Origin of the sequence: uncultured Jannaschia sp., assembly GCF_947494055.1 — a bacterium.
GTDB lineage: Bacteria > Pseudomonadota > Alphaproteobacteria > Rhodobacterales > Rhodobacteraceae > Jannaschia.
Genome location: NZ_CANLTR010000068.1, coordinates 1 through 9,477, shown reverse-complemented (window position 1 = coordinate 9,477; position 9,477 = coordinate 1). Strand labels below are relative to the sequence as shown.

Sequence of the window (9,477 nt, the reverse complement as noted above, 5' to 3'; positions counted from 1 at the left end):
CGACGGTGCCGCGCCCCGAGACATCGGGCAATCGTTCCAAGGGCATGTTCGTGAAGGCCGACTTTGCCTACGATCCCCCCCGAGACATCTATCGCTGCCCGGCCGGGGAAGAGTTGACCTACCGCTATACGCGAGAGGAAGACGGGCTTCAGATCCGACGCTACTGGACCGGCGCATGCCGGGACTGCCCTGTCCGGCAACGCTGCACGACGGGCAAGGAACGCCGCATCACCCGTTGGGAGCACGAGCATCTGGTCGACGCCATGCACGACCGGTTGCGAGGCACTGACGATCCGATGACCTTGCGACGCTGCACGGTCGAGCACCCGTTCGGCACGATCAAGGCCTGGATGGGCACGACCCACTTCCTGACGAGACGCTTGAAGAACGTTCGCACCGAAATGACGCTGAACGTTCTCGCCTACAACATCAAGCGGATGATCTCGATCATCGGCATCCGGGGCCTTCTGACGGCGATCCCAAGCTGATCCGGAAGATCGGATCATGCGATTTTGACATCTACCGCAAGAGTATGCCGTTATCAGTCAAAGGGGCGTCGCGGTCCCCCAAACTCAGACGTTTCCACACAGCCTCGGCCGTTCGCGTCTGAAGCAACGGTCTATTCACGATGCTCGCGCTGCTCTCAGGTGGCCGCTGGGCCTTGAGCATTCACCGTCGAAATCGACATCTGCTTCTTGGATCGGGTTGCGAAACAGCGCTCCGCATCTGGCATTGATCTGATCCACCCGTGGGAGACGCGACATGGCTGGGAGGCGCATTGCAGCGTTGGGTGACGACGATGAACGGGTCACGACCGGCGCAGACCCGCAGAGAGCTGCGGAAGGGAAGATCGAGAGCCTACGGGGTCTCTCTCATCGCATTGCCGCGGGCGAGCAGCTCGGGCCGTCGGTCCTTCTCACCTGATAGGCGCGGCGCGAGCATGTTAGCTCCACACTGCGAGAGGATCACGCCGCAAGAATCGAGCAGCGCTCCAATAGCGCGAGGGAGAAGTTCAACGCGCTGGCGGGCAACTTCTTCGTGTTCTTCCGGGGGCACGGCGCTTCTGTTCTACCGTGACATGGTAGGGCAGAATTCGCACATGCCGACAATCATGGCACTGGATGACGTGCACCCCCAGACCTTCAGCATCATGCCGGACGTGAACGGCGCACCGATTTTCGGCGTCAACGACTCTGACGAGACAATCTATGCGTCATGAGAACGTCGGTCACATTATGCAATACGCCTGGTAATTGATTGGCAATGCGTCATTGCCGACGGTGACAATCGCACAGAACGGTGATCATTGAACCGTTATCCGGACGCTTCCGGAGATCCCGTTTCTTCTCGGTCAAATGGGGCCAATATTTCAAGCTCCAATCGGAGTTTGTTATGATGGACTTGCCAGAAATTAGTATTCCAGAAGCCTTGGATTGTCGAATCGAACGACGTGCCCTCGCATGCTCACGTCGTCTGAAAGAAATACGACACAGCCATCCAAAAGAAAGATTCTTATGGATTTGGCCTGAATTCAGAAAGTCTGAGGCTGGTATCGTAACGAACGTGCGATTTCGTCTCGACGATCGGCGGCATGCATTCGAAGTAGATGCGATGCGTTCGGAAAACAATCTGGCATCGTGCCTCGCTTGGACTGCGCGGGAGCGTTACATCGTTTTACGCGTTATTGAGGAATGCGGACCTGAACCATTATTCAGGGCCACTCAGAAAGAGCTGGAAGTTCTCTTTGATGCCATCGAGATCGATCCTCACGCCTCCGCCTGGTACGATCTGGCGATGAGGGAGTGGCTTGCACGAGACGGAGAAAGTAATCACAGGAAAATGCTACGACTTCAACTACAGAGGCAACCTGGTGCTTAAAGGGTAGCCAGGGTAATTCTGAAATTCATGTGCAATAGAAGCGAGATTCCTGAGGCGCGATGTAAGATGCATACTTTGCGCGGTCTTTAGGCTGAGAGGCATAGGGGCTCTTTGCTTGCCATATACAGGGTTCAGAGGTGAATCACCGGCTCTCGGCGCTGCGCCAGCCGGCGGCCTGCGCAGCGGCCTCGTCGCAGAACCATCGCTCGCCCTGCGCTTCGCTGATCTGCGTGCGCCCGTAATACGGCGACCACGGCGTATGGTAGATACGTTCGCCCGAGGCACTGATGTTGCCCTTGATCGGACAGCCGCTCGGCGAAGCCTCGACGGCTCGTCCCCAGCGATCGGCACGGTAGTCCCACGGTGCCTCCGCCGCAGCCTGCCAGACACCAAGCCCGGCGGCCTTAGCCTCCGCTTCGATCGCAACGTAGTCGTCGCTGTACTCTACATAGGCCCAGGCTAGACCAGCCCGCATGATACCCGTGGCGACGTCGCGGCCGCCCACCGCGCAACTGGCGACGATCCGGCCGTAGGGGTCCCCGTCGAGCGCGGTGCAGACCACCTCCCGGCCGCCGGCGAGATCGTCGAGCAGCTGTGCCGCGTCTTTGCCGCAAGACCATGTACCGCCCCCGGCCCGCGGACAGGTCTGCCCGGCCTCGGGGGCGTCGATACCGTGGAGACGGATTGCGACAGGACCGATCTTTAGCCCGTCACCGTCTATGACGTCAGCCAGCCCGGTAATCGTCGGTCCGGTATCGGCCGTCACGGCGCCGGCAGCGAACAGGGCGAGGGCCAAGCTTACAACGGCAACGGTCCATCTCGACCCGCCCCCTGCCGCCAAGTGGGTCAGCCTGTCCTGTTCAGGTCTGAACGAATGTCTCTGCATGCGCTTCTCCGCACTGTATCAGAAATGTCCAAATGGTATGCGGTGTTCCGGACGCATTGTCAGACCGTTATCAATTGTCAGGGTTGCGCCGATGCTGACCGCCTGACCTCTCCTTCGAGGTCCTCGATCAGACCATCGCGATCGAGATCCAGGCTGAATACGACCCTCCGGCTCTGCTTCGGGTTCTCCCTGCCCCAGACATTAAGGACCGGTCGCGCCGACGAGAACCCGATCGCCTGAAGGTGGGACCGCGCCCATTCCTCGAGTGCCGGGCCGCCGGCATCTCCGGATACGATGGCGAGGCATTCGCGAAGGACGGCCGCCGATCGTCGCTGGCTGAGATCGAGATTGTTGAGATAGGCCTCCTGGGCCGTGCTGTCGGTGCGCCACTCGCTCGAGGCATGTCCTTCGATCTGTGCGCCCGCGACGTCGACCTCGGAACGCATCATCACCTGCATCCAGGGAACGCACATCCGCTCGAGGAAGGTCTTCATCCTCGCCGTGACGCGCGCTGATCCGACATCGAAGAGGATGGTGTCCTGGAGGACGACAGAGCCGTCCTTCGTGATCCGGCCGCCCACGGCCTCGACTGCGTCGCCCAGGGTGCGCCGCAGGTCCGCGACGAGGTCGCCCTCGGCATCCCGGACGGCGTCGATCTGTGCCCCGATCCCGGCCAGCCGTTCCCGGGCGCTCTCGTCCTCCTCGGCACGCACCGTCATCTCGAGCATCCGCACGATGTCGTCCGGGTCTTCGGCCTCGACGAAGGCGGCAAGTTCTTCCTGGATATTCTCGGGCAGGTCCTCTGCCGCCTCGAGAATGCGGCGGAGCTCCTCCGTGTCGGCGCGCTCCGTCATCTTCAGCAGCTCCACGATCTGACGCGGATCGTCGATCTCGACGAGGTCCGCCAAGTCTCTCTGGATGTCCTCGGGGAGCTGCTGCGCCCCCTGAACGATACGGAGCAACTCATCCTTGTCGATGAAGCGCCAGCGCTCCTCTTCGGTGGCGATCTGCGACAGGCGAACGACATCCGCCCCGCTTCTCTCGATATCTTGCAGATCCTCGAAGACCTCGCTTTCGGCCAGGGCGGCCGCATCGTGGAGGCGATCGGTTTCGGTCAACGTCACGATATCCTCGATCTGTTCGGCCGTGAGATCCTTGATCTGCATGTAGCGATCCCGCTCCTCGTCGGCCTGGGTCTTCCAGGCCGCCAGCAAGAGAAGCAGCGCGAAGGCGATGAGGATGAACGCCTCCGCCAGCGTCATCCCGAGAAGCGCGCCGCGCCTGTATTGGCGCGACGTTGCCCCAACTGCCCCGCCGTCATGAGAAACAGGCATCGGTCATTCCTTCCCGTTGCCCCCGGAGCCGGCATCGACCGTAGGGTTTGCGGGCCTCCCGGGAAGCGACAGGACAGGTCGAACAGGCTTCTCCTCGTCCCAGGGCCCATTCGCCCGAAGAGGACTGGTGTCCGAGCGGGTAGTGCGCTTCGCGGCGGCCACCCTCTCTGCGTCCTCGAGAATCCGGGACGAGAGGGCTACGGCTTTTTCAGCAGTGTCGGACGCGTCCGCGAGGGACTGGGACATTTTCTTGGTGCGCGCGGCAAGCGTGCGATAGCTGCCCTCGGTCGCCTTGTTGTTCTCTCGGGCAACCTGCTGAATCTCGTGTACGACGTCGCGGAACTCCTCCATGCTCTCCTGCAAGCTTTTCTCGGCATCGAGACGCGCTCGGGCAGCGGCATCTACATTCTCACGAAAGGCCTGCGAGGCCATCGAGAGTTCCTCGACGGAGGCCTCGGCCTCTCGCCGAACCACGTCGGAGATCTCCTGCGTCAGGCGCTTGCCGGCCTCCTCGATGATGCCGTCAAATGCTTTCGCCTGGCGCTCGAGCAACTCGGACGTCTGCTCGACCTGGACCTCCAGCACCTTCGACATTCGGGCATTCCGCTCGGCCACATGCTGCTGCGTCTCGACGGCGACGCTCTTGAGAACGAGCGATGCCTCCGCCAAGGCCTTTCGAAGGTCGCGCGCGCCCTCGTTGAGATCGTTCCGCGCCGTCCGATCCCGCACGACGATGTCGGGGCGGAGTTGCAGCAGGAACACCCGCAGGAACACACCGGCGATCGTCGAGGTGAGGGCCACGCCGAAGCCCGAGATTACCGTCGGGATCAGATCGGCGTCCTCGGCGCCGATATCCTTGATCCGGTAGAGGGTGACGGCGAGGCTCGCGAGGGTGAACAGGAAGCCCAGGTAGTAGCTGTTGTCGCCGATCGTCTCGGGTTCCGTCCCGATATTGCGAAGAAGCAGGCAAGCCACGACGTAGGCCAGCAGCACCACGACCGGAAAGAGCGCGACGGCCTGGACCGGGACCTCGACGAGCTTGAGCCATATCGTCCCGAGGGTTCCCAGAACAAAGGCGGCGAACAGCACGACCTTGTCGAGGCTCTCGCGCGCTGGGACGCCGTGAATCCTGAAGGGCCTCACGTCAGAGATCCCCCAGGGCTTCCACGACTGGCGGGCGGGCGCCCTGGCGATCGAAATACCGCGACCAGAAGTCGTCGACCTGCTCGTGCGGGATACTGGCCGCGCCCGGGCGCGGTATCCTCATGATGGTGACCCGCGCGTCCTGGAGGTTGCCCGCGAGCCGACCCGCACCACCCCGGCCCTCGAGGGTCTGCCAGCCTTCCCCGCGATAGAAGGAGATCTCTTCGCTGTTCTGAAGCAGGTCCGAGACGATGACGAGATCGTGCGGCCCTTCTCCGGTCTCGAATTCAGGCGTGTCGGCGATCAGGGCCTGTAGGGATTCCATGATCGGCGAATGACTCTCTTCGGGCGCGCGCATGGCCTCGTCGAGCGCCGCGCGGAGCGGCACCATGAAATTCTCTTCGAAGCGTGCCTTGATCATGGCGGGGTTCTCGTAAATCTGGCTCGCCTCCCGGCCGTCGGCCGGTTTGCAGCTCGAGAAGATCGATCCGCGCCGCCGGACGTCGCCGCCGACCACGCCGAACGAGATCATTGTCCCTTCCGGCAACTCCGCCACGCGCTTCTCGAGGAGCGTCCCGAGACGATCGCCCTGGGGTCGCGTCAGCGGATCGGTGAGATCGAGCAGGACCATCGTGGCGCCGGTCGCGCCGTCCTCGGGGCACAGCGTCGCCTCGTCGATCTGAACGCGGGAACTCGCGTAGCTCCAGGCGAAATATCCACCTGCAAGGCTCGTCGCGACCAGCGCTGTCAGGAAGATGCCCCATCCCGCGCCGGAGGCTGCCTCGCGCCGACGCCGCGCCTGCTTTCTGCTCGTCATCAGGCCGTCCCTCCGGTCCGGTCACCTTCGAATCCGCTCTCAGCGACAGCCTTGAGCCGATTGGCGCGGACCTGGCGCCGCGTCGCCCCGTCGTCGATGTTCATGCCAATGAGTTCCCCTGTATTCGAGTATTCGTCCTGCGCATGGCGGTAATCGACGTGGATGGCCTCGATGGCCTCATCCACGATGCGCTCGATCTCCTCGCTTTTGGATTGGCCGGTCTCCCAGCGACGATCGTTGCGACCATGCCCCATGCCGACATCGGGCCTGTCCGCGAATGCGTAATCCTCGTCGAAATGCTGGGGGGCGGATTCGGTTCGCGCCGCCCGGTTCGCATCCCGGTAACGCTTGAGCAAAGCCGTCGCCCGCGCGTCGCAATGCGTCAGGAACGATGGCAGATGTTGCTGGAGCTCCTGCCGCCCGGCGATCGCATCGATCGCATCCCCGATCTGCCTGTGAACGTCCTGGCTCTTCTCTTCCAATTCGTCCTCAGCCTTGTCCCGGCACGCGAGGAGCTCGTCGAGAGCGTCCGACAGGGAATCGTTGTATTTGTCGATGGCAGCGCTGCGACGCTCTGAAATCCGCGCGTATCCCGGATAAATTTCGCCGCCGAGGAGAATCTTCAGGAACGTCACGATCGAGATGAGCAATCCCCATGCCATCAACAGCCACGATTCCATGCTCGCCAGTTCGAACGGCGCCTCCAGCAGCGTCTGGATCGAAGCCTGGGTTGCCAAAGACCAGCTTTCCAGCCTCTCGACGGCATCGCGGAAATGCGCGACGGCGAAGTTGAGGATTACGATTGCGGCGAGCCAGGCGAGCGTGACGACATAGCCGAGGAGCTTGGCGATGAAATGGCGATGAACCGAGTAGCGTGCAAAAAACCCGGACAGCCCTGATGCGCCGACATTCACGATCGAGATCAAGAGCGCGATGAAGCCGCCTCCGACGAGGCCCAGTTCGTTCTTGCCGGCAAACAGAACCCCGTTGAGCAGGGTCTCGACGATCAGGAATGCAAGGACGATCGAACAGGTCTTGGCGATATTGGGGCGCGAATAGGCAGGCCTTGAAAGATCATGGCGGACCCGGAACCTTGCGAGTGCCTCGTTCCAATGACGCACCTCCTCCTCGATGGGGGCCATATCGGCCCGATACTTCTTCACGCCATTGGCGAAATCGCCTTTCGCCCTTGCCGCGGTCGACTTGATGTCTGACAGGATGGTCTGCGCCGAATTCAGTCGCTGCTCGTAGCTGCGCATGTGTTCCGCGTACTTGTCGAGACCGCGGCGACGCGCATCCGCTATGCGATTGACGATGTCCATCTCGACGCCGTCGAGCGACATGTCGGTGCCCGAGGGGAGATTCGAATGGCCGCGCTTTCTTGCCACCTTTATAAGCCCCAGATCCCGCTCGATCTTGTCGATGTCGATCTCTGGAAAAACCGCCGAGGTCGGAATGAAATCATCCGTCGGAAGAAGTTTTTTAAGTTTATCAAGCATTCGTTTCTCTTTTTAGGCTAAATAACCTGCCCGAACGGGAATGCGCCGTGTACTGGGCGAATCCGGGGAAATGAAGCCAACGACTCTCTGCTAATTAAGAATGGATGACTCTATGGCTGTACCGATGCTCGAAATTATCCCGTTTGAAATACGAATTGATTGCATCGTTCTTTGTAATATACGTGCGAATGGTACTGACATCGATTTACTCCGCCGACGGTAAAATCGGCTTTAAGCAGAGATATTCTTAAAGAATGACTACATCGTAGCTTTTAAGTAATTTTGCAGCTTAGCCGGCCTTGTTGTGCAAAGCCTGCCCGGGATTCACATTGCGGGTCCAGCGGTATAGCTGGGCGGCATGTCCAAGCCTGCGTCGACCCGCTACCGCACCCTGAACTGGTCCGCCTACAACGCCGCGCTGCGTGAGCGCGGGTCGCTCACGGTCTGGTTCGATCCCGACACGGCGTGGCACGCAGTGCCTTCGGGCAAGCGCGGCCGTCAGCAGGCCTTCCCGGACGCCGCGATCCTGGCGTGCCTGACCACTGCCCGGCAGGGCATCACGCGGTGATGTCCCGAGAGGGATCAAGGTCCTCTTCGGGCTGCCACTCAGGCAGACGACCGGCTTCGTGGCGAGCCTGCTGAAGCCGGCGGGCCTCGCCTGGCCGGTGCCGGACTCCTCGACGCTGTGCCGTCGTCAGAAGACCCTGGCCGTGCAACTGCCCTATCGGGGCTCGGGCGGGCCGCTGCACCTGCCCGTCGCCTTTCGGGACATCACTTCGTGATGCCCTGCCGGGCAATGCACAGCACGGGCATCAAGGTCCGGGGCGAAGGCGAATGGCATGCCCGCAAGCATGGCGGGGCCAGGCGGCGCGTCTGGCGCAAGGTGCACCTCGCCATCGACGAGGCGACGATGGAAGTCAGAGCGGTCGAGATCACCGGGAGCGGCGTGGGCGACGCGCCCATGCTGCCCGGTCTGCTGTTGCAGATTCCCGCCGGCGAGCCGATCGCGTCCGTGACTGCCGACGGCGCCTGCGATGGCCGCACCTGCGGCGACGCCATCGCAGACCGTGGAGCGGAAGCGATCATCCCGCCCCGCCGGAACGCAAGGCCCTGAAAGACGGGCAGCCCCGGGGCGGGAGCGAGAAACGAGGCCCTGCGCGCCATCGAGCGCTTCGGCCGAACGCTCTGGCGCAAATGGTCCGGCTACCATCGACGGAGGATGAAACTACTCGGCCAAAGGCTCATGTCTCGCGGCTTCGACCGTCAGACCGCCGAGCTCCAAGTCCGCATCGCCATCCTCAACCGCTTCACCGCTCTCGGCATCCCCATCACGCAGCCCGTGAGCTAAAGTCAGACGGGGAAAACGGAACTTCGCCCGTCAGGTGATTTGCGCAACATGTATAACCGCCCCATGTATAACCGCCCCATGCGCAAGAGGGATCTTCGAAGCTTCGTCTGACGCGTTGTCGGGTGCTGACATGTATCCGGCCTCTCGATGCGGCCGTCCGTGCCGCGGGCCCGTGTGGTGGTCGAGGATCGGGTCCAGATCAAAGCCGCGTGCTCGGTAGCACTTTGTTGCGCCCTGGGTGTCCCGGCCCTGTCTCACGACGATTGCGCCATACCGCTCCTTGCCCTCCTACGCTCCGACGCTCCCCGACCGCGGACGACCTACGCCGCCGCGACCGGAGCCCTGTAGACGCCGCCCCGAGCCATCAGGGCCCAGACGATCCGCGCCATCTTGTTCGCGAGTGCCACGCGCACCAGCATCCCCGGCTTGCGCGCGAGCAGCCCGCCGAGCCAGGTACCCGGTTGCGCCATGGGGTTCGTACGCCGCTTGATGACGACGCTGTTGGCCCCGAGGATCAACAGCCGCCTGAGCGAGCGCTCCCCCATCCTGGTCGTCGCCCCGAGGCGTTGCTT

The 9,477-nt window shown here is 62.3% G+C and carries 8 protein-coding genes and 2 pseudogenes; 4 read left to right on the top strand and 6 right to left on the bottom strand.

The features are described 5' to 3' along the window. From Q1A87_RS21905 to Q1A87_RS21895, 3 genes are all read left to right on the top strand, one after another. Window positions 1-488, top strand: a 488-nt coding sequence (locus Q1A87_RS21905; RefSeq protein ID WP_299656544.1) for a transposase, incomplete at its 5' end; no start/stop codon positions are given. Between the two features lie 311 nt (window positions 489-799). After that, complete coding sequence (locus tag Q1A87_RS21900; protein WP_363323049.1) at window positions 800-1,219, top strand: DUF2252 family protein; 420 nt, start codon at window positions 800-802, stop codon at window positions 1,217-1,219. Between the two features lie 80 nt (window positions 1,220-1,299). Further along, a complete protein-coding gene (locus Q1A87_RS21895) occupies window positions 1,300-1,878 on the top strand; it encodes a hypothetical protein (RefSeq protein WP_299656538.1) in 579 nt (192 codons plus the stop codon). 142 nt (window positions 1,879-2,020) lie between these two features. Here the strand turns inward: Q1A87_RS21895 and Q1A87_RS21890 are convergent, their stop codons facing one another. The 5 genes from Q1A87_RS21890 to Q1A87_RS21870 form a co-directional block, all read right to left on the bottom strand. Further along, complete coding sequence (locus tag Q1A87_RS21890; protein WP_299656534.1) at window positions 2,021-2,674, bottom strand: thermonuclease family protein; 654 nt, start codon at window positions 2,672-2,674, stop codon at window positions 2,021-2,023. 167 nt (window positions 2,675-2,841) lie between these two features. After that, complete coding sequence (locus tag Q1A87_RS21885) at window positions 2,842-4,098, bottom strand: hypothetical protein (RefSeq protein ID WP_299656531.1); 1,257 nt, start codon at window positions 4,096-4,098, stop codon at window positions 2,842-2,844. 3 nt (window positions 4,099-4,101) lie between these two features. Beyond that, entirely contained in the window at window positions 4,102-5,241 is a 1,140-nt protein-coding gene (locus Q1A87_RS21880; RefSeq protein ID WP_299656528.1) for a hypothetical protein, read from the bottom strand. A gap of 1 nt (window position 5,242) precedes the next feature. After that, complete coding sequence (locus Q1A87_RS21875) at window positions 5,243-6,058, bottom strand: hypothetical protein (RefSeq protein WP_299656525.1); 816 nt, start codon at window positions 6,056-6,058, stop codon at window positions 5,243-5,245. Further along, a complete protein-coding gene (locus Q1A87_RS21870; RefSeq protein ID WP_299656522.1) occupies window positions 6,058-7,557 on the bottom strand; it encodes a hypothetical protein in 1,500 nt (499 codons plus the stop codon). Before Q1A87_RS21870 ends, Q1A87_RS21875 begins: the two co-directional genes overlap by 1 nt. 358 nt (window positions 7,558-7,915) lie before the next feature. Here Q1A87_RS21870 and Q1A87_RS21865 point away from each other — a divergent pair. Beyond that, window positions 7,916-8,905, top strand: a pseudogene (locus Q1A87_RS21865) (IS5 family transposase). Between the two features lie 320 nt (window positions 8,906-9,225). Here the strand turns inward: Q1A87_RS21865 and Q1A87_RS21860 are convergent. Then, window positions 9,226-9,477, bottom strand: a pseudogene (locus tag Q1A87_RS21860) (IS110 family transposase); the annotation flags it as partial.